Annotated in this window: 22 protein-coding genes and 1 tRNA gene; 13 read left to right on the top strand and 10 right to left on the bottom strand. The window is 44.2% G+C overall.

Going from position 1 to position 18,609, the window contains the following annotated elements; translation table 11 throughout:
• Positions 1-92: 92 nt before the first annotated feature.
• The 3 genes from F551_RS0113010 to F551_RS0113000 all read right to left on the bottom strand — a co-directional run bounded on the left by F551_RS0113010 (position 93) and on the right by F551_RS0113000 (position 2,145).
• Positions 93-179: transfer RNA gene (locus F551_RS0113010), tRNA-Leu, on the bottom strand.
• A 96-nt stretch (positions 180-275) separates the two neighbouring features.
• Complete coding sequence (locus tag F551_RS0113005) at positions 276-1,319, bottom strand: cupin-like domain-containing protein (RefSeq protein ID WP_018997957.1); 1,044 nt, start codon at positions 1,317-1,319, stop codon at positions 276-278.
• 67 nt (positions 1,320-1,386) lie between these two features.
• Entirely contained in the window at positions 1,387-2,145 is a 759-nt protein-coding gene (locus F551_RS0113000; protein WP_018997956.1) for a competence/damage-inducible protein A, read from the bottom strand.
• Between the two features lie 232 nt (positions 2,146-2,377).
• Here F551_RS0113000 and map point away from each other — a divergent pair, with 232 nt between their 5' ends.
• From map to F551_RS0112985, 3 genes are all read left to right on the top strand, one after another.
• Positions 2,378-3,202, top strand: coding sequence for a type I methionyl aminopeptidase (map, locus tag F551_RS0112995; RefSeq protein ID WP_018997955.1), 825 nt, complete (start codon positions 2,378-2,380; stop codon positions 3,200-3,202).
• A 21-nt stretch (positions 3,203-3,223) separates the two neighbouring features.
• Positions 3,224-4,036 (top strand): RadC family protein, encoded by an 813-nt coding sequence (radC, locus tag F551_RS0112990; RefSeq protein WP_018997954.1) that lies wholly within the window; start codon positions 3,224-3,226, stop codon positions 4,034-4,036.
• 273 nt (positions 4,037-4,309) lie between these two features.
• Entirely contained in the window at positions 4,310-5,461 is a 1,152-nt protein-coding gene (locus F551_RS0112985; protein ID WP_233355254.1) for an ATP-binding protein, read from the top strand.
• A gap of 94 nt (positions 5,462-5,555) precedes the next feature.
• Here the strand turns inward: F551_RS0112985 and F551_RS0112980 are convergent, their stop codons facing one another.
• Positions 5,556-6,521, bottom strand: coding sequence for a peptidoglycan-binding domain-containing protein (locus F551_RS0112980; protein ID WP_018997952.1), 966 nt, complete (start codon positions 6,519-6,521; stop codon positions 5,556-5,558).
• 358 nt (positions 6,522-6,879) lie between these two features.
• On the opposite strand from F551_RS0112980, the gene purB reads away from it, so the two are divergent.
• Positions 6,880-8,184 (top strand): adenylosuccinate lyase, encoded by a 1,305-nt coding sequence (gene purB / locus F551_RS0112975; protein ID WP_018997951.1) that lies wholly within the window; start codon positions 6,880-6,882, stop codon positions 8,182-8,184.
• 202 nt (positions 8,185-8,386) lie between these two features.
• Entirely contained in the window at positions 8,387-8,869 is a 483-nt protein-coding gene (locus F551_RS0112970) for a thioredoxin family protein (protein WP_018997950.1), read from the top strand.
• Between the two features lie 49 nt (positions 8,870-8,918).
• Here the strand turns inward: F551_RS0112970 and F551_RS0112965 are convergent, their stop codons facing one another.
• Positions 8,919-9,233, bottom strand: a complete 315-nt coding sequence (locus F551_RS0112965) for an ATPase inhibitor subunit zeta (RefSeq protein WP_018997949.1) — start codon at positions 9,231-9,233, stop codon at positions 8,919-8,921.
• A gap of 301 nt (positions 9,234-9,534) precedes the next feature.
• Between F551_RS0112965 and F551_RS0112955 the strand changes: the two genes are divergently transcribed.
• The gene (locus F551_RS0112955; RefSeq protein WP_018997947.1) at positions 9,535-9,978 is read left to right on the top strand and encodes a thioredoxin domain-containing protein; all 444 of its coding nucleotides are present in this window, start codon (positions 9,535-9,537) and stop codon (positions 9,976-9,978) included.
• 83 nt (positions 9,979-10,061) lie between these two features.
• Here the strand turns inward: F551_RS0112955 and F551_RS0112950 are convergent, their stop codons facing one another.
• On the bottom strand, positions 10,062-10,388 hold the full coding sequence (locus tag F551_RS0112950) for a DUF1476 domain-containing protein (protein WP_018997946.1): 327 nt from the start codon (positions 10,386-10,388) through the stop codon (positions 10,062-10,064).
• 290 nt (positions 10,389-10,678) lie between these two features.
• Here F551_RS0112950 and purC point away from each other — a divergent pair, with 290 nt between their 5' ends.
• From purC to F551_RS0112930, 4 genes are read left to right on the top strand one after another with little or no spacing between them, the layout of a single operon-like run.
• Positions 10,679-11,461: a phosphoribosylaminoimidazolesuccinocarboxamide synthase gene (gene purC, locus F551_RS0112945; RefSeq protein ID WP_018997945.1), complete on the top strand. Its 783-nt coding sequence runs from the start codon at positions 10,679-10,681 to the stop codon at positions 11,459-11,461.
• Positions 11,462-11,704 (top strand): phosphoribosylformylglycinamidine synthase subunit PurS, encoded by a 243-nt coding sequence (gene purS / locus F551_RS0112940; RefSeq protein ID WP_018997944.1) that lies wholly within the window; start codon positions 11,462-11,464, stop codon positions 11,702-11,704.
• Between the two features lie 45 nt (positions 11,705-11,749).
• A complete protein-coding gene (purQ, locus tag F551_RS0112935) occupies positions 11,750-12,424 on the top strand; it encodes a phosphoribosylformylglycinamidine synthase subunit PurQ (protein WP_018997943.1) in 675 nt (224 codons plus the stop codon).
• A 36-nt stretch (positions 12,425-12,460) separates the two neighbouring features.
• Entirely contained in the window at positions 12,461-13,069 is a 609-nt protein-coding gene (locus F551_RS0112930; RefSeq protein ID WP_018997942.1) for a hypothetical protein, read from the top strand.
• Here the strand turns inward: F551_RS0112930 and F551_RS0112925 are convergent, their stop codons facing one another.
• Positions 13,070-13,459 carry a BRCT domain-containing protein gene (locus F551_RS0112925; RefSeq protein WP_018997941.1) on the bottom strand — a complete coding sequence of 130 codons (390 nt, stop codon included), beginning with the start codon at positions 13,457-13,459 and terminating at the stop codon, positions 13,070-13,072.
• Between the two features lie 155 nt (positions 13,460-13,614).
• On the opposite strand from F551_RS0112925, the gene purL reads away from it, so the two are divergent.
• Positions 13,615-15,885 carry a phosphoribosylformylglycinamidine synthase subunit PurL gene (gene purL, locus F551_RS0112920; RefSeq protein WP_018997940.1) on the top strand — a complete coding sequence of 757 codons (2,271 nt, stop codon included), beginning with the start codon at positions 13,615-13,617 and terminating at the stop codon, positions 15,883-15,885.
• A gap of 1 nt (position 15,886) precedes the next feature.
• On the opposite strand, the gene F551_RS17200 is transcribed toward purL, so the two are convergent.
• Positions 15,887-16,687, bottom strand: a complete 801-nt coding sequence (locus tag F551_RS17200) for an ORF6N domain-containing protein (RefSeq protein ID WP_018997939.1) — start codon at positions 16,685-16,687, stop codon at positions 15,887-15,889.
• A gap of 12 nt (positions 16,688-16,699) precedes the next feature.
• On the opposite strand from F551_RS17200, the gene F551_RS0112910 reads away from it, so the two are divergent.
• The gene (locus F551_RS0112910) at positions 16,700-17,185 is read left to right on the top strand and encodes a thiol-disulfide oxidoreductase DCC family protein (protein ID WP_018997938.1); all 486 of its coding nucleotides are present in this window, start codon (positions 16,700-16,702) and stop codon (positions 17,183-17,185) included.
• Positions 17,186-17,245: 60 nt separating this feature from the next.
• Here the strand turns inward: F551_RS0112910 and F551_RS0112905 are convergent, their stop codons facing one another.
• Both F551_RS0112905 and F551_RS0112900 read right to left on the bottom strand, forming a co-directional pair.
• A complete protein-coding gene (locus tag F551_RS0112905) occupies positions 17,246-17,686 on the bottom strand; it encodes a hotdog fold domain-containing protein (protein ID WP_026296830.1) in 441 nt (146 codons plus the stop codon).
• Positions 17,687-17,855: 169 nt separating this feature from the next.
• The gene (locus tag F551_RS0112900) at positions 17,856-18,146 is read right to left on the bottom strand and encodes a putative quinol monooxygenase (RefSeq protein ID WP_018997936.1); all 291 of its coding nucleotides are present in this window, start codon (positions 18,144-18,146) and stop codon (positions 17,856-17,858) included.
• Between the two features lie 203 nt (positions 18,147-18,349).
• On the opposite strand from F551_RS0112900, the gene F551_RS0112895 reads away from it, so the two are divergent.
• Positions 18,350-18,592, top strand: a complete 243-nt coding sequence (locus F551_RS0112895) for a BolA/IbaG family iron-sulfur metabolism protein (RefSeq protein WP_018997935.1) — start codon at positions 18,350-18,352, stop codon at positions 18,590-18,592.
• Positions 18,593-18,609: the final 17 nt, after the last annotated feature.

Genomic DNA, 18,609 nt, shown 5'->3' with positions numbered 1-18,609 from the left:
TGGCATCGGACTAAGAATTTCTTATTTTAGGGTGTAATTTATTGTTTTTTATAGTATTTTTAGATCGTCTCGGATCAAGAAAAACAATTAAATGGTACGGACGGCCGGAATCGAACCGGCACGGCCTTACGGCCAACAGATTTTAAGTCTGGCGCGTCTACCAATTCCGCCACGCCCGCACATCGAGCGGCATTGTTACCCAAACCTTCACATAAAATGCAAGTTGTTTGTGAAGTAAATCTCAAAAAAAGTTGATTTAGGTATCTGTGCTCGTTTTAAACCTGCTCATAAGTCGAATACATGCTGTAAAAATCATTATCGACGACAAAGTTTGTGAATGACATCCCAAAGGTCATGTCCAGTCCTTTGACATAATGCCACCATCCAACTGGAATGAAGAGAACATCACCGGGTTCAATCACACATTCAACCAATCCTGGACGACGATTCATCTCGGCACGTCCGGCCGCTTCTACATCAATACTCCAGTCCGAAAAGCAATGCCTAGAATTGCGCATTCGATCAACTTCGAACCCAGGAGACAGAAACACTTGTTTTCGGCCGACAATTTGAAGCAAAAAGTTATTCGTTAGGTCATGATGAAATGGGGTGAGTGTCCCCTTTGGCCCCATCCATAAAAAGCCAGGTGTTTTCTCTTTTGTCAGATAGCCTTGCATATGCTCGGTATCGTCCCAAAGCCTGGAGAGAGCTTGTGCATTCGTATTGCCGTTATTTGCTGTCACATAATAATTATTGGTTTCTTCGCCTTTACGCAGCAGCGAAATATATTCCCCAAACGACATCACTTTTTTATGCTTGATGCTATCCAGCTCATACTTACTATTTGAATCACGATCGAATTGAACCTCAATTTTGGCATCACCCAAATTTTCTTCAAAATAATCCAAATTCCATCGCCTCATTGCTGGCCAATGTGACACCATATTTTTGATGAGTACCGGAGTATTATTCGCGTAAAATTCTTCAAAGAACCTCTTAGAGTTCATATCTTTGCTATCAATTATTGGAATCGCTTTTGAAGCCTCTTTGTTTCGCCAAAGCTTAGCTTGAATTTCCAAAAACCAACTTCTTTTCTTTGCACGATTTACATATCGATGCCCTGCCTGAAGGTATGGACTGGATGATGCTTTATTGACTTCCGATCTGGCGACAGGCAACCCAAAACCTCGATCCACCAATATTTGGATCACTTGCTCTGGCGCATATCCACTTAGCAGGTATTCCGCGATTTGTTCGCGAACAGCTTTATCAAGCTTTGGCTTTGCTCGACCGCCCATGTTTTGAGGAATACGCGCCACAATATCACCTGTTTTTCAATTAGTTTTTAAGTTGTCTTATACAAAGTGAACGAAAATTTATACAGCACTAATTTCGTGTGATTTCAGGTATCATTCCTTGGTTTTGAGCCAACTCAATAAGAGCTGTTTCGGCTTCTGCCAATCGATCACTATCGCTTCCCCGCACAACCAAAGCAACTCCAACATTGTCCTCTAAATACCAAGGATAGGAACCAAAGCTCAAATCGGGCATTTTCTCAGCCAATTCTCCCAAGGGTTGGGCTATATCGCCTTCTTTTAAACCTGCTGCGCGAAGTGTTCTACTTTGAACAACCGATCCACCTTTTAGTGTCGGACCAATATTATGTAGCATCGCATTCATAATACGTGGAACGCCTGCCATGACATGCACATTTTGTATGATGAAACCCGGTGCTCCGGACACTGGATTGTCAATCAATGTCGCGCCGTCAGGAATTCGCGCCATACGCAACCTCGCTTCAGTAACTTCTCTATCTGTTTGAGCATACCAATCTTCCAACACTTTACGCGCATCATCGCGAATCGAAATTGGAGTATTGAAAGCTTTGGCTACACATTCGGCGGTAATATCGTCATGCGTCGGGCCAATCCCTCCCGTGGTGAACACATAATCATAAGCTTCTGACAGTGTGCGCACAGCATCTATGATCGTACCCTCTTCATCAGCGATGATCCGTGCTTGCGCCACACTAATTCCTATTGGTGCTAGGAACTTGGCTATTGTTTGGAGGTTAGTATCCTGAGTCCGGCCAGATAAAATTTCATCTCCGATTAGCAATACACCTGCTGTAACTGTCTTTTCCATATTCTCTGTAATCCTAGCACCTAAATATCACTTTGTCTCAACCGATTCCTACATTGAATTCTAGTTAAGTCTTCACAAAGCTTGAACTTGGATGATAAGCCTACAATCAAGAAACTTGAAAAGCTTTGCCTTTGATCAATAAAGTATTATTTTTACGTTATAGATCCTACTGATCTACGTTTTTTACTGATTAAATGAGCATAGCTCAACACCGCATCGGAATACATTAAGAATGAACTATATCGACGCCAACACAATGCCTCTTCGTAACACCGGCGCAATCAGATTGCACGGACCAGAAGGTTTTGAGGGCATGCGAAAAGCTGGCAACCTTTCTGCGCGCTGCTTGGATATGCTCGTCGATGAAGTTAAACCAGGTGTCACAACAGGATATCTAGACGACCTTGCACGTGAATTCTTATTTGATCACGATTCCTACGCTGCAACCATGTTGTATCGCGGATATCGCCACTCTTTATGTACATCAATCAATCATGTGGTCTGCCACGGCATCCCAACTCACAAAAAGCCGCTGAAAGATGGTGATATTCTAAATATAGATATCACATCAATGGTGGATGGTTGGCATGGCGACACTTCTCGCATGTTCGTAGCCGGAGAAGCCAAACGTAAGGCATCTCGTCTTATGGATATTACCTATGAATGCCTCATGCGCGGTATTGCTGAAGTAAAACCCGGTGCGACCACAGGCGATATCGGTGCAGCTATTCAGGAGTATGCAGAATCCCAACGATGTTCAGTTGTTGAAGCCTTCTGTGGCCATGGCCTAGGAAAGCTTTTTCACGATGCGCCTAACATTCTGCACTATGGAAAACGTGGAACCGGCCCTGAGTTAAAAGCCGGCATGATTTTCACAATCGAGCCAATGATTAATCTAGGCAAAAAAGATGTGGCTCTTCTACCGGATGGATGGACAGCCGTAACACGAGACCGTTCCCTCACTGCTCAATTTGAACATTCAATTGGTGTGACAGAAGATGGATGTGAGATATTCACTAAATCGCCCACAGGGATAGATACTCCACACACAGTTTAACTTTTCGCAATCGGGGGATGCATGAAAAAAGGAAAACCAAGCTCAGACTCTGCCGTTCAAAGAGACAGAAAGCCAACCGGCGTAGAAGATAGCCTCAATGGGTTGTTCTCTTCATCCAGATTGGAAAAAACAACACCATCAAAGCCGCCCCCAAAACCTACGGCCAAACACTATCATGGGCACCGCGACCGCCTGAGAGAAAAAGTTGCCAATAGGCATGGTGAAACTCTGCAAGATTATGAATTGCTAGAACTTTTGTTGTTTGCATTTATTCCACGCCGCGACGTTAAACCAATCGCAAAAGAACTAATTGAGAAATTTGGCGGCATTTCGGGCGTCATGGCAGCACCAATAAAAAGGCTATTGGAAGTCAATGGTGTTGGAGAGAACTGCGCCACATATATTCATACAACGCATCTGCTCAATCAGCGTTGCTCCCTTGAGGAAGTAAAATCTCGTCCAGTAATATCAAATTGGGGCGCTTTGCTTTCACATGTCAGGCTTTCATTGCAGCACGAAACCGAAGAGCAATTTCGAGTATTATTTCTAGATCATAAAAACCAATTAATTGCTGATGAGCGTCAATCTCAAGGTACTATAAATCATGCTCCGGTTTATCCAAGAGAACTGGCTAAACGTGCACTAGAATTGTCAGCATCGGCCCTCATTCTCGTGCACAACCACCCATCGGGCGATCCCACCCCTTCACGTGCAGATATTGATGTTACGCGGGAAATAATGGATGCATTTGAGCCATTAGAGATCGCTATTCACGATCATCTCATTGTTGGCAAAAACGGCATAACCAGCCTCAAAGCCAAGAAACTCATATAGCTAAGATTCAGAACTCGACATCCTTCAAGGAATTTTTGAGCCTATTTGTGATTATAAGCTTTTACTTATCATGACAATTTATTGACAAATCAAAATACAAAGTAAAACCCGATTGCTATAGTCTTAATCAAGAACAAGAAACTACAATCAACTTCAAATCTATATTTAATGTGTTTATTCTACACTGTACTTTGGTTTAAAAGCAGATAATCTGAATACTCGTATATGACTACTCGTAAGAAACATACCATTTTGCTTATCGGCGATTCTCGCATGGCATTTCCTGTAGCCAAAGCGATGAGTAAAGCTGGACATGAAGTACATGCGGGCGTTTCTCTTTATAGTAATTACCTTGAATGGTCGCGATACGTTTCAAAATATTATCGTCATGAGCCATTGGAACCCGGCACCGATGAAGCCTTTCCAACCATCCAAAAATGGATAGAAGATCATCCTGAAATAGACACCATTCAGCCAGTTGGTGAAGCGTCAGCTCGGTTTGTCGCAAAGCATGATGCGTATTTGAGCAGTAAAGCTCAAATCATTTCGCCCGGTAAAAACATTGTCGATCTTGTTTATGACAAAAGCAGAATGTTTGAAATTTGTGAGTCTATAGGCACACCCGTGGCGAACTTTAAAGCCATTGGAAACATGAAAGAATTAGAGGAAGCTATTCCAGAGATTGGCTACCCTTTCATTTTAAAACCTTCAAAAGTCGATGCTTATATATTCAATGAAAAAGCTCTAATTATCCGCACTAAGCAGGATTTAGACAGGCTGTTTCCCGAATGGCCAGAAATTCATCCCGAACTCATCATCCAACGGTATGTCACTGGGCCTCGTCACAGTATTATTTATTCAGCCCATAAGGGCCACCTGCTGGGAGCCATCGAGGTCTGTGCAGCAAGAACTCATATAAATAATGGAACCGGTAATACGACCTACGGAATCACGGTAAAGCCAAACAAAAAACTCAAATCATCCACCGAAAAAATTGTGCGTTCTCTGGGCTATTCTTCAACAGGGTGCATTCAATACATCGTCGACCCAATCACTGGTGAAATCACATTCATGGAGCTGAACCCAAGAATAAGTTTAGCTAGAATAGCTGAAGCTGCCGGACTGAATCACAGTAAGCTGGGGCTTTCAATTGCACACAACGAGCCAATCAAAATACCATCAGACCCTTGGGATTTAAAACTTGGGGTTCAATATGTTTGGACCAAAGGTGAGTTGGACCTTCTTCTGAAACTCATAAAAAACAACGATATTTCGAAATCAGAATTTTGCACCCGTTTGAGGCAATCTCTAGCGGATTTATTCGTATCTCATCACGCAATATTTGACCTTACTGACCCCCTACCGGCTGTAGGGGTGTACGCAAATAAGCTAATCAAAATGATTAATCCCAAAATTGCCCACTAATCTTACAAATCAAACCGCAAAAGAAAAAGCCCCGCTATGTTTCCATAACGAGGCTTAAACATTTTCACCTTAGATAAGGCTTATTCAAAAAGTCTTAGAAAGAAAGACCTAGAGACTCAACAGTGCTCATTGTTAGGTAACCAACTGGCAAACCGTTTGAACGCTGGTATGACTCCATTGCATTCAATGTAGCTGGACCGAACTCACCATCAGCAGGAACAGAGTAACCTGCAGCTGTTAGAGCGCGTTGAACAGCAGCAATTTCAGTTGCAGATGTGTTAGTGTCACAAAGAACTTCGCGCCACTCGATACCACCGCCACCAGTTACCTGACGCTTTTCGATAGTTTTGTAAGTTGCAGGAATAGCGATCACTTCTTCACGAGCTGGTGATACCATTTTGCGAACTTGAACTGTTTCTGTCACAGCTGGGATAACTTGCTCAACAACTTGAGCAGGCTGAGCAACAACTTGCTTAGTTACTGTTTCATAACGAGCAGGAATAACGCGAACGTCTGTTGTTTCAGGTGAAGCAACACGTGTGCGAGTCACAGTTGTGTATTCAGCTGGAACTTCAACCTTACAAAGTAGCTCACCAGTTGAAGCTGTTGTTACAGCACCTGGTCCGAAACCAGCGTTTCCACGACCAAACAAACCAGCACCTGGTTTCCAAGTTGTGTAAGCAGGACGAACTAGAACTTGCTCTGTGTAAGTTTCGATTTGAGCTGGGATAACAATTGTTTCTGTTTTCTCTGGCTCAACAATAACTTGCTCAGTCACTGTTTCATATGTTGCAGGAACAACATTGAATTGAGTCGTAGCTTCTTTAACAACAACTGTTTCAGTAACAGTTTCGTATTGAGCTTGAATAACTTTGATTTCAGAACGCTCTGGTTGGTCAACAACTTGCTCTGTTACGATTTCAGTTGTTTCTGGAATCAACACACGAGCAAAACATTCGCCCGGCTGAGCTTCTGGTGGGTAACCAGCGTTTTGCGCTTGCGCGACACCAGTTAGACCTGCAACTGCAGCTGCAGAAAGCATAAGAGTTTTGGTAGCCATCTAGACTTCTCCCCTAGTTTAAAAGCAGCACGCGCTGCGTTCTACCCATTAGCTAATACCCGTTTCCTGTATGAACACAGACTGAACAGGACTATCGTCAGCACGGCACGCACTAAGCTCAATGCCCCCAAAGCCGACTCTAAGCTCCGGCAATATTAACTATATTGTTGAGCCTCACCAGTGTTTTTAGCAGCTTTTTTGCAAATTTTATTAAAATTCATCTGAAATTTCATAAAAATTTCCGATGCATAAAATTTTTCTGACAATTTTTATTCATCGACACTTGATAGCTGGCCATATCTCTTGTTTTACAACAATCAACTAATTCAAACTCGCCTTTATTCAGGATGAATCCCTCATGATCCCTCGTTATGCTCGCCCAGAAATGACAGCCATATGGACCCCAAAAGCGCGTTATGGTGTGTGGTTGGAAATTGAAACACTCGCAGCCGAAGCTATGGCTGAGCTAGATATAATCCCGAAAGAAGCAGCTAAAGCCGCACGTGAACGTGGTGATTTTGATGTCGATCGTGTGGATGAAATCGAACGCGAAGTTAAACACGATGTTATCGCCTTCCTCACATCAGTTGCTGAACATGTAGGTGAAGAAGCTCGTTTCCTTCACAAAGGGATGACATCTTCAGATGTATTGGACACATGCCTAGCTGTGCAACTTAAGCAAGCGTCAGATGTTCTTATGACTGGTGTAGACCGTGTTCTTGCAGCTTTAGAAAAACGCGCCAAAGAGCACAAACTTACTCCAACTATCGGTCGTAGCCACGGTATCCACGCTGAGCCAACAACATTCGGCCTCAAGCTCGCTGGCTATCACGCGCAAATGCAACGTAATAAAGAGCGCCTAGAAGCTGCCAAAGCTGAAATCTCTACATGTGCAATTTCAGGTGCTGTGGGAACTTTTGCAAACATTGATCCTCGTATCGAAGAAATGGTTGCAGAGAAATTAGGCATGGTTGCTGAACCAGTTTCAACACAGGTTATCCCTCGCGACCGCCACGCAGCATTCTTCTCTGCACTTGGTGTCATCGCATCCACAATTGAGAACATTGCCGTTGAAGTGCGTCACCTACAACGAACGGAAGTTTTGGAAGCCGAAGAGTTCTTCTCAGCTGGCCAAAAAGGTTCTTCAGCAATGCCGCACAAACGCAACCCTGTTCTAACTGAAAATCTGACAGGTCTTGCGCGCTTGGTTCGTTCCGCTGTAACGCCAGCCATGGAAAACGTCGCTCTATGGCATGAACGTGATATCTCACACTCTTCAGTTGAGCGTGGTATTGGCCCAGACGCTACAATTCACCTAGACTTTGCACTTCACAGATTAGCCGGTGTAATTGAAAACTTGGTCATCTATCCTGAAAACATGTTGGCAAACTTAAATCGCTTGGGCGGCTTACACAATTCGCAGCGTGTTTTACTTGCACTTGTTGAAGCTGGAACGTCTCGTGAAGACGCCTACCGCCTCGTACAACGCAATGCAATGAAAGTTTGGGACAATCCAAATCGCACTGAAGGCGATTTCATGAATTACCTGAAGGAAGACGCTGAAGTATCCAGCAACCTTTCCGATGAGAAAATCGAAAGCCTATTTGATTTGGACTACCACTTCAAAAATGTGGACCACATTTTCAAACGTGTTTTTGGTTAAACCCAATTATAAAACCAATAACTTAATGTACGAAACCCGCCTGTTAACTGGCGGGTTTCTTCGTAAATAGAACATTACTTCCTCTGAAAAACATTCTTGAACACATTCATCCTGCATTCTACTTTCATGTGTAATAAGAGTTCAAAAGGCGCAAATAATGCATGCGCTCATAAGTATAGTTTAAACGTGAGGGCGTACGTTTATGAAGAACATCAAATTATCTGCTGTCGCTGCGACCGGCATGATAGCGGCATCCATCATGGCGCTAATATCACCCACTGCTGAAGCGCAGGAAGTCTATCTTGTAAACCTCACTGCTGAATGGTGTCCAAATTGCAAAATATTGGACCCACGCATAAATGAAGCTTCGCAACGTTTCAACGACGGTTCGATCGAACGCGTTGAACTGGATTTCACAAACAACACAACAATGAGTGATGCATTTCAAAAAGTGAATGGCACCTTCATGGCCGGCGTATTTGCCGATTATGCAGGCTTAACTGGTCTTGCTGTTCTCGTCTCTGCTGATTCTGGAGAAAAAATTGACTGCATCAATCGTACAATGACAACTGATGCAATCGAGATGCAGATCGTTGCGGCGAGAGAGATTGTCCGCACGACCCCAATTGGTAAAAGAGAAACTGGTTCTATTCTATGTCCCGCGCCAAATAAGCGCGTCCAGTGAAGAACGATCAAAGCTCACTCATTTCACCTAATGCTGCAAACTGTAATAGTTAGTAAGCGTTTGCTTCTGCGCGAGCGTCTGCAACGTATTTTTGGAAACGTTTCGGTACTTCAGCACTAGAATCATCATGTCCAGCAAGACGAAGGTCGTCTTCGACATTTTTAAATGCGTCACTTCCTGCAATTCCAGAACGTACAAGCGCTTCAGCATAAGTTTTAATGCCAGGTGCATCTTCACCCATCATTTCTTTTGCTGCCCACTCACCCAGCTGGCGAAGGCCTTTAGCTTGAACTAAAAATTCTGTCTTCTGTTTGTTTGCATATACTGCTGCTTCAGCAAGTGCGCGTGCGTGTAATTGTTTCATTGGGCTGGTCTCCCTCGAATGGTTATTTGTTTTCACCGCCACCTCTTTCTTGGGTGGCTCGATAACTTCACAATAGCGCAATAAAATTTAGACCACGTTTGAATAAACAGAAATTTTGCCTGCGACATCGGCATAGTTTTTTAACCATAACTCACTCAAAAAACGGAGTTTTGTGCCATATTCACACAGTTTTGATCGCAAGTGACCTAAAGTTTGAATGATCACATGTGTCTGAGGCAGTAGTCTTATGAAAATTGCTTCAATGCTGAACAATTCGGCCTCCTAAACATCAAGGTACAAAATGAAAAAAGCTCTGACTTACTCACTCGCAGCCATATCAACGACTGCAGCAATTGCGCTCTCTCCTATTGCAGCACATGCGGGACATCATGAAAAAGCAGAAGCTGCTCACGAGCACACAACACTTAAAGCAGTGAAACTTGACGCTGAATGGTGTGGCTCCTGTAAAGCCATCACCCCCAAAATGGCAGAAGCAAAAGCAAACAATGATTTTGAAAACGTACACTTCGCCACGATCGACTACACAAACAAAGATAAAAAGGCGTTCTGGGCCGAAGCGGACGCATTGGGGATGAAAACTCAACTCAAAGAATTTTTAGACGGCAAACCTAAAACGGGCCTTGTGATCTTATTCGACACTCAATCAAACCAAATTGTTGATGTGATAACGAAAGCAGACAGCCCCGAAGAAATGGCGAATAAACTGATGGCGGCATCCGCCTAAATCAATCTGAATGTGCTGAATAAAAAAGCCTCTCATATTACTAGAGAGGCTTTTCTTTTTTTTCTTACAAATATCGGAAGATGTTATTCATCTTCTCCCATGAGTTGGGATTTTGCGACGCCCATCAACTCATCCATTTGTTTTCTGATCTGCGCATCGGTGCGGTCAACTTTCTTTGTGTCGAAGTCACCACGGATTTTGCGGAACACATCATCATCTCCAACTTCTTCAAAGTCAGACTTAATCACTTCTTTTGCATAGGCATCTGCATCAGCACCAACAATGCCCATGAGCTCAGCTGCCCACAACCCAAGTAGTTTGTTGCGGCGGGCAGACGCTTTGAAGCGAAGGCTTTCATCTTGTGCAAACTTTGCTTCAAAAGCCTGTTCACGCTTTTCAAATGTTGTCATTGCGGTTCTCCGAATATTGTAGGCGCAAATAAATTTTGGCTATTAACTAGCTATATCCTACTCAATAGCCTTGGTAGCCGCGACATAAAAGCAAGAATTTCTGCTAAAATGGCACATTTTTCAGTGAATTTATGAAATGGGGTACGTTTCAAACAGAAAATGCGTGATATAGAGCGCGACTCTACACATGCTATCCAATATTAGATTTTGTCTGTATGGGGATATTGCATTCTCAGAATTGACACGGTGAGCCCATATTCAGATGGGCAACTATCAGGAGCTAGACACGTATGGCGCGCGGCCGGAAATTATACGAAGGTAAGGCAAAGGTTCTCTATGAAGGACCTGAACCAGGCACACTCATCCAGTATTTCAAAGATGATGCAACTGCCAACAACGCTGAAAAACGTGCTGTACTAGATGGTAAGGGCGTTCTCAACAATCGCATCTCAGAGCTTGTTTTTACGCGCCTTGCAGGCATTGGAATTCCAACGCATTTCCTGAAACGCATTAATATGCGCGAACAACTGATCAAAAAAGTGGATGTGATTCCGCTTGAAGTTGTTGTTCGCAATGTAGCAGCAGGTTCGATTGCTAAACGCCTTGGCTTAGAAGAAGGCACGCAACTTCCCCGCTCTCTTGTTGAATTTTATTATAAGAAAGACGAGTTGGGCGACCCACTTGTTTCCGAGGAGCACATTGGTGCTTTTGGATGGGCAACTTCTCAAGAGATTGATGACATGGTCTCCATGGGCCTGCGCATCAATGACTTTATGGCTGGTATGTTCGCCGCCATCGGTATTCGTCTTGTAGACTTCAAGGTAGAATTTGGACGTCACTATGAAGGTGATACGGTTCGTACAATCCTTGCCGATGAAATTAGTCCAGATTCCTGCCGCCTGTGGGATATCGAAACAAACGAAAAACTAGACAAAGATCGCTTCAGAAGAGATATGGGCGGTGTAACCGAAGCCTATGCTGAAGTGGCCCGTCGCCTTGGTATTATCAAAGAAAACGACGGTGAAAACGGAAGCGGTGGCGCTGAAATTGTGCCAATCAAAGGAGATAAGTAGATGAAAGCACGTGTACATGTAAGCCTAAAGCCTGGCGTGCTTGATCCTCAAGGTAAGACTGTTGGTGACACATTGTCTCGCATGGGTTTTTCTGAAGTCGGTGAAGTTCGAGTTGGTAAAGTAATAGAATTAGAACTCGAAGATGGCCTAGAACCATCTGCAGCTGAAGCACGTGTGAAAGACATGTGCGAAAAACTGCTCGCCAACACAGTCATTGAAAAATACGAAATCGAGCTAGCTTAGTTTAGCTCGTTTCCTCCAACCTAAATCAACAAGGTTATCCAAGATATGAAATCCGCCGTAATTGTATTTCCAGGTTCAAACTGTGACCGCGACGCTCAAATGGCTCTTCGCAAAGTTTCGGGTCAAGAACCAGAAATGGTTTGGCACAAGGATGCAAACATACCCAACGGTACAGACATCGTTATGGTGCCAGGCGGGTTCTCTTATGGTGATCACCTGCGTTGCGGCGCAATGGCGGGTAACTCCCCTATCATTGACGCCCTAAAAGCTCATGCCGATCGCGGCGGTTATATCTTGGGCGTGTGTAACGGATTTCAAATCCTAACAGAAACGGGACTACTGCCGGGCGCTCTAATGCGCAATGCAAGCCTACACTTTGTTTGCAAACAACAAACGCTACGTGTTGAAAATGCAAATACAGGCTTTACGAGCGCATATAAATCCGGACAAGAAATATCAATTCCCGTCGCCCATCATGACGGAAACTATTTTGCTGACGAGAAAACACTCGACACTCTGGAAGCTGATGGTCGAATTCCATTTAAATATGTAGGCAACCCAAATGGTTCCGCCAAAGACATTGCTGGAATCACATCTGCAAATGGTCGCGTGCTTGGTATGATGCCCCACCCTGAACGTGCAATTGGCGGACACGAGGGCGGTTCAGACGGAATCGGGATGTTTGAGAGCCTATTACAAGCATTGACCGTCAACGCATAAATAAATTTCAACAAACGACTTTATTTGGAGTTCGTCATGAGTGCACTTGCAGAGCTTTTGGACATTTCAACACCTGCTCTAGGCCCCGACACCGCCGCCCATGACATTCAAAATGAAGAGCTCCAAAACCTTCTAAAAAAACGAAATGGCTTTTTCGCACTGGAAAATGCCCTTTGGGTATTCGCCGACGAAAGCCTCCTAAACTTACCAGGCCAAAACCATCCAACAATCAAAACTTGGTCTCGCCAATATCCCAAAACTGGTGGTGTGACTTATGCGTTCGCTGTTGATGCTATTGGTTATCCGTTTTTTGTGTCCAACCAAGGTATATTAAAAATGGACCTTGAAACAGGTAAATTTGTACGCGTCGCGCACGATCTTGAGGGCTGGGCAACGCGTTTACTCAAAGACTATTCAAACATGACTGGTTGGCGCTTATGTCATGATTGGCAAGATGCAAATGGTGCCCTACCAATGGGTCACCGCCTCTTCCCGCAAATGCCATTTGTTGGCGGCGGTCAAGAAACCGTTGAGAACATGACGTCAGTTCCCATCACCGAACTTGTTCCGTTTTATGTGGACCTAGCCGGACAAATTCGTGACATGCCAGAAGGTGGAACAATCGAAATTCGATTGGGTGAGTAATCACTCCCTAATGGGCAGCTCACCAGTATCTTTAAACTCATGAAATTCATGCTCGAGCAGTATTTCAACACCGTATTTTTCAGCGGCTTTGATTTTAGAGGCTGGCGATGTGGGACCGCACACCAGAAAATCAAGTTTCTTAGTCAGCCCATTGTCCACCAGAAAACCAAGCTCAAAAGCTTCATCGCCAAGTTTTTCTTTGAGTTCTGGGCTAAAACCGACAAAACACATGCGTAATCTGCGAATGTCTGGATCATGCCTTTCATTTCGCATATCTCGCCATTCATAAATGGCCTGCCAAGCTTCATCAGACATCATCGAATCAATCTCGTCATTAGAGAGATCCGATTTCATTTTCAGAATGTGCCACGGGTCAGGCATATAAGACATGTGCGCTCCTTTATGAGAAAAGCAGCCTTAAATCAAAGAAATTGATCTGTCTCGCAAAATCGATAACCCGCCACATCAGTTAGCAATCAATTTTGTTGTAAAACTCACGAACAGATATCTAGCATCGGCTTGCAGTTAATGCTAAACGGCGCTTCATGAGCACGACCAAACAAAAACTCCCCGCCCGCGATCTTCAGTTAAAAATTCTTGAAGCAATGACAGCTGTTCAAAATGAACAGGATGCTGCTGAAAGAGGTGTTAACGCCGAAGAGTATAAAGTGATGCTAGATCGCCTTGGCCGCGCGCCAAACCGCGTTGAGTTGGGCGTGATTGGTGAGATGTGGTCAGAGCACTGCTCCTACAAATCATCCCGTATGCATTTGGCTAAATTTCCAACCAAGGGTGATCGCGTCATTCAAGGCCCGGGTGAAAACGCTGGTGTCGTAGATATTGATGATGGTCAGGCTTGTATCTTTAAGATGGAAAGCCACAACCACCCTTCATTCATTGAACCTTATCAAGGGGCGGCAACAGGTGTTGGTGGTATCCTACGCGATGTTTTCACCATGGGTGCACGCCCTGTCGCGCTCGTAAACGCCCTACGTTTTGGTGAGCCAAGCCATCAGAAAACACGCTCTTTGGTCGAAGGTGTTGTGGCTGGTATCGGTGGATATGGAAACTGTGTTGGGGTTCCTACAGTTGCCGGTGAAACACAATTCCACAAAGGCTATAATGGCAACATCCTCGTGAATGCGATGGCGGTTGGTCTAGCTGACCAAGACAAGATTTTCTACGCCAAAGGTGCCGTGCCGGGCCGCTCTGTTATGTATGTGGGTGCCAAAACCGGACGTGATGGTATCGGTGGCGCGTCTATGTCGTCTGCTGAATTTGCTGAAGGCGATGAAGAGAAACGCCCAACAGTTCAGGTAGGTGCGCCTTTCACTGAAAAGCTATTGATCGAAGCATGTCTTGAACTCATGGCAACTGACGCCATTGAATCAATCCAAGATATGGGAGCTGCAGGCCTAACCTCTTCAGCAGTGGAGATCGCCGATAAAGGTGGCATTGGTATCGAGATGGATATGGATGCCGTACCACAGCGTGAAACCAACATGACGGCATTTGAAATCATGCTGTCAGAATCGCAAGAACGCATGTTGATGATCCTGAAACCAGGCCGTGAAGATGTTGCAAAAGCCATTTTCAAGAAATGGGATCTTGATGCAGAGGTTATCGGTAAAACAACGGATACTGGTCGCTTTGTATTAACTCAGTTTGGTGAAACTGTATGTGACATCCCCGTTCCACCATTGGCTGAAGATGCACCGAAATACGATTTACCTTGGAACGAACCTACTCCTGCTCCAGCAGTTGCTCGCGAAGATATTCCAACACCTGCCAATTATGCCGAAACATTAAAAACAATGCTTGCTTTGCCAAACATGGCATCCAAGCGCTGGGTATGGGAACAGTATGATCGCCACGTGATGGGCGATACTGTTGATTCATCAGAATCTGGCGGAAACGCAGCTCTTGTTCGCGTTCATGGCACTGATAAAGCTCTGGCCATCTGTTCAGACTGTAACCCACAATATGTGGCGGCCGATCCGTTTGAAGGTGGAAAGCAAGCTGTTGCAGAAGCTTACAGAAACCTGTCTTCTGTTGGTGCAGAACCTGTTTCGATTACAAACAACCTAAACTTTGGTAGCCCAAACCAGCCCGACACAATGGGCTATATCGTCAAAGCAATCGAAGGTATGGCGCAGGCTTGTAAAGAGCTCGATTTCCCTGTTGTTTCAGGAAACGTATCTCTAAACAACCAAACAGATGGTGTTCCAATTCCACCTACGCCTGTGTGCGGGGGTATTGGTCTTGTCAAAAATATTGAAGAGACAACCACTTCCTCCAAAGCACGTCTTGGCGATGTGTTGATGTTGGTGGGTGATGCAGGCACGCATCTGAATGCTAGCCTCTATCTGCGTGAAGTCGTTGGCCGCGAAGAAGGTCCACCACCAAGTGTTGACCTTGCCACTGAAAAACGCCGTGGTGAATTTGTACGCTCATTGATCAAAGCGCGTTTAGTAACAGCTTGTCACGATGTTTCTGATGGTGGCCTTGCATGCGCTGCTGCTGAAATGGGCCTTGGCGCAAATGTAGGTGTGGCAATCAACAATGCTGCCTTTGCTGATGATCTTGATCTATTGGCACACTATTTTGGTGAAGACCAAGGCCGGTACCTTGTCGCAGTTTCACCAGGTAATGTTGCCGATGCGATGGCTAAAGCAGGCGAAGCAAACATCCCATTTGCTCCAATTGGTGAATTTGGCGGAGACAGCATTCAACTAGCTGATCAATCAATATCCATTGCTGAACTACGCCAAGCCCATGAAGACTGGATGCCAGAATACATGACTAGCTTAGACTAGGCTAAATCTCATCGATCTTGCCATTTAGACCATCCATCATTTCGATAAATGCATAAGGCTCCATTTCACGATGGAGCTTTTGCAAACGCTCAACGAGTTCTATCTTCTTTTGAAGATTATCTAATTCCTTGCCATCGGCTTGAATATTGATTTCTCTAGCTTGCGCTAACACCAAGTGCGTATCCGCTACTATACGTCCATTTTCTAGCGGCTTGGTTTTAAATCTCGCAATTATATCTTCTCCAATCGCTGACACAGCAGCCTGCCCATATTGTTTAAGATTTGCCTCGTCGAGCTCAAAAAGACTGTCAATTAAACCTGAGACTGCTTTGGCCAGTTTTAGCCTTATTTTTTGCGCTGCTTCAGCCTCTTCTGCTGAGACCTCAAAGCGAGATGGCTTTGACACTTTCACCATCGCTTGACCGCTTTTCAACTGACCATAAACTTCCAAAAAAGTATCAAGGATAAGGTCACTGGCAGCCAATGCTTCCGGTGTATCTAGAATCATTGCCAATCGTCCTACCCCTTTAACAGTATACACCCAAGGTAAAGTACGACGTCCGCCTCTTCCTGTTTTTGAGGTCGCTTTCAGCGACTTCAAATATTCAGCTTCTTCCATATTCAGTTGAAAAGCATGATTATCGGTGAACTTTTTACTGTTCCGGTTGCGAGCCTCATTTACTCTTTTCGTAACACTCCCGAAGGCCTTGGCAACATCAGAGTCCAGCATTACCTGCATCTGACGAAATTCATATATCAGGTCAGTTGGCATCGAAACTAAATCATGTTTCTTTGTTGTCATTAACATCCCCCCATGTTTGAAGTCGCGATATGCGACCTCAAAAGATTCAAGCAAACATTCACAAATTTGACTAGTAAATTATCTCATCAGACCCCACCCATCTACGTATATGACGGCGAATGCGTGATCTGTTCACGCACAGTTAGATATGTGTTCAAGCACGACAAATCTGACCCGCCCATTCATTTTGTGGCGATTAAATCTAGCAAGGGCCGTGAAATCGCATCAAGGCATGGTATCGATCCCGACGCCCCTAAAACCTTCATTTATATTGAAAACGACAAGGCGTTCTTTTCATCAGATGCAGCTTTTGCTTTGTTCAATCGTGCCGGCGGCCCAGCGAGACACTTGCAAGTTTTCAGGTTCATTCCCCAAAAAATTAGAGACTGGTTATATAGCATTGTCGCGAGCAATCGATATTCATTATTTGGCAAATTAGACAAATGCTATTTGCCACCTGAAGAACTACGCAATCGCTTTGTTTTAGATGATGAGTAAAAAAGCACCAGAAAGCTCAAAAGAGCTTTCTGGCGTGAGTTCCTATTGGAAAATTTAATACTAAGCGTGTTTTACATTCATGGTGATTAGAGCTGAGAAACATTCAGTTCCTTCATCATCAATCGCAGATACTGGCACTATGATTTCACCTGCTTGAGTGAAATCAACATCTTTGGCATCACATACAACTTTCAAATCTGTCTTAGCTTTCGCTAGATATTTGACTGTCATGCCCTGCGGAATCCACCGCGCTCCAGCGGGAATAGAGACATCAGTTGTCACTCCTCCAACTAGCTCAGCAGCATTACACATCGCAATCGCATGTATGGTTCCAAGATGATTATGAACCTTTTTCTGATTTCTCAGAACAAGCTCACAATAGCCCGGCTTTAGTTCAACGACTTCGGGATCAATTGTTGAGAAATAAGGTGCCATTTGCCCCACTCCTTGAGAGAAGGCTTTAGCTCCCATTTGCTCAAACATCATCAATGATTGACTCATCTCAAATTCCCTGTCCGCAAAAACTCAGTATATTAGTTCGCAAATGAACTAAATATACTTCATATTCGAACTAATACGATTGTCAATTCATTTCGTCGCGTCAGCGTTATCACTTTTTTTGAGCACAAAAAAAACGGAGGCCAAAGAGACCTCCGAATAAATTTTGGCTTTACCCTACCAAATTATGCATTTCGATAACCGGTGGAGCAGTTAGCAGTGGCCCTAACTTTTGCTGTGCAGCCAAAAAATATTCTGTTTTTCCATGAGCCAATATTGAATCCATGGTTTTATATTGCTCCATAAAAACGTAACTCGTATCAGATTTGTCTGTTTTAAAGCACTGATACAAAATGCAATCTTCTTCATTTGCATTTACTTTCGCAACAAGCTCTTTGCAAACCGCTTCAAATTCACTTTGCTTGCCATCCTGAATCTCTAGTTTCGCAGTGACGCCAATCATACTAATAACCTCCCTATTTAATTGAACTCACTCTAGAGAATAGTCGACAAGCAGCAAGCTGTGACGTAGCGCCAACTTGCGACACTAAATTTGGTCAACTGCACTAAGTATGCTTGCATTCTCATGCTCGAAACACCTACATATGGAGCTAGAAATGAAGAATGCTCATTTGCATTTAATAACTAGAAGTAGGAATCCTTCACATGGCAATGTCATACGATGAGCTCTTGACCCACCTAACCGAGGGTTTTCCTGAAGCCGAAATCACCATAACTGACTTGGCTGGCGATAATAATCACTGGCAAGCAGAGATTGTTTCCGAACAATTTCGGGGCAAAACACGCGTTGCCCAACACCAGATGGTTTATTCTGCTTTGAAAGGTGCAATGGATGGCGCAGACGGAAAACTCCACGCTTTAGCGCTCAAAACACGCGCTCCAAAGTAGATTGTCTCAAATCTAAA

Source organism: Hirschia maritima DSM 19733 (genome assembly GCF_000378345.1).
Lineage (GTDB): Bacteria > Pseudomonadota > Alphaproteobacteria > Caulobacterales > Hyphomonadaceae > Hirschia > Hirschia maritima.
The sequence above is the reverse complement of the archived record's forward strand: the minus strand, read 5'-3'. Positions and strand labels throughout refer to the sequence as shown.

Bases quoted from the DNA above. Each gene is read 5' to 3' on its own strand.
- F551_RS0113000 (WP_018997956.1), bottom strand. From the start codon at position 2,145: ATGGAAAAGACAGTTACAGCAGGTGTATTGCTAATCGGAGATGAAATT.
- map (WP_018997955.1), top strand. From the start codon at position 2,378: ATGAACTATATCGACGCCAACACAATGCCTCTTCGTAACACCGGCGCA.
- radC (WP_018997954.1), top strand. From the start codon at position 3,224: ATGAAAAAAGGAAAACCAAGCTCAGACTCTGCCGTTCAAAGAGACAGA.
- F551_RS0112985 (WP_233355254.1), top strand. From the start codon at position 4,310: ATGGCATTTCCTGTAGCCAAAGCGATGAGTAAAGCTGGACATGAAGTA.
- F551_RS0112980 (WP_018997952.1), bottom strand. From the start codon at position 6,521: ATGGCTACCAAAACTCTTATGCTTTCTGCAGCTGCAGTTGCAGGTCTA.
- purB (WP_018997951.1), top strand. From the start codon at position 6,880: ATGATCCCTCGTTATGCTCGCCCAGAAATGACAGCCATATGGACCCCA.
- F551_RS0112970 (WP_018997950.1), top strand. From the start codon at position 8,387: ATGAAGAACATCAAATTATCTGCTGTCGCTGCGACCGGCATGATAGCG.
- F551_RS0112965 (WP_018997949.1), bottom strand. From the start codon at position 9,233: ATGAAACAATTACACGCACGCGCACTTGCTGAAGCAGCAGTATATGCA.
- F551_RS0112955 (WP_018997947.1), top strand. From the start codon at position 9,535: ATGAAAAAAGCTCTGACTTACTCACTCGCAGCCATATCAACGACTGCA.
- F551_RS0112950 (WP_018997946.1), bottom strand. From the start codon at position 10,388: ATGACAACATTTGAAAAGCGTGAACAGGCTTTTGAAGCAAAGTTTGCA.
- purC (WP_018997945.1), top strand. From the start codon at position 10,679: ATGGCGCGCGGCCGGAAATTATACGAAGGTAAGGCAAAGGTTCTCTAT.
- purS (WP_018997944.1), top strand. From the start codon at position 11,462: ATGAAAGCACGTGTACATGTAAGCCTAAAGCCTGGCGTGCTTGATCCT.
- purQ (WP_018997943.1), top strand. From the start codon at position 11,750: ATGAAATCCGCCGTAATTGTATTTCCAGGTTCAAACTGTGACCGCGAC.
- F551_RS0112930 (WP_018997942.1), top strand. From the start codon at position 12,461: ATGAGTGCACTTGCAGAGCTTTTGGACATTTCAACACCTGCTCTAGGC.
- F551_RS0112925 (WP_018997941.1), bottom strand. From the start codon at position 13,459: ATGTCTTATATGCCTGACCCGTGGCACATTCTGAAAATGAAATCGGAT.
- purL (WP_018997940.1), top strand. From the start codon at position 13,615: ATGAGCACGACCAAACAAAAACTCCCCGCCCGCGATCTTCAGTTAAAA.
- F551_RS17200 (WP_018997939.1), bottom strand. From the start codon at position 16,687: ATGACAACAAAGAAACATGATTTAGTTTCGATGCCAACTGACCTGATA.
- F551_RS0112910 (WP_018997938.1), top strand. From the start codon at position 16,700: ATGTTTGAAGTCGCGATATGCGACCTCAAAAGATTCAAGCAAACATTC.
- F551_RS0112905 (WP_026296830.1), bottom strand. From the start codon at position 17,686: ATGAGTCAATCATTGATGATGTTTGAGCAAATGGGAGCTAAAGCCTTC.
- F551_RS0112900 (WP_018997936.1), bottom strand. From the start codon at position 18,146: ATGATTGGCGTCACTGCGAAACTAGAGATTCAGGATGGCAAGCAAAGT.
- F551_RS0112895 (WP_018997935.1), top strand. From the start codon at position 18,350: ATGGCAATGTCATACGATGAGCTCTTGACCCACCTAACCGAGGGTTTT.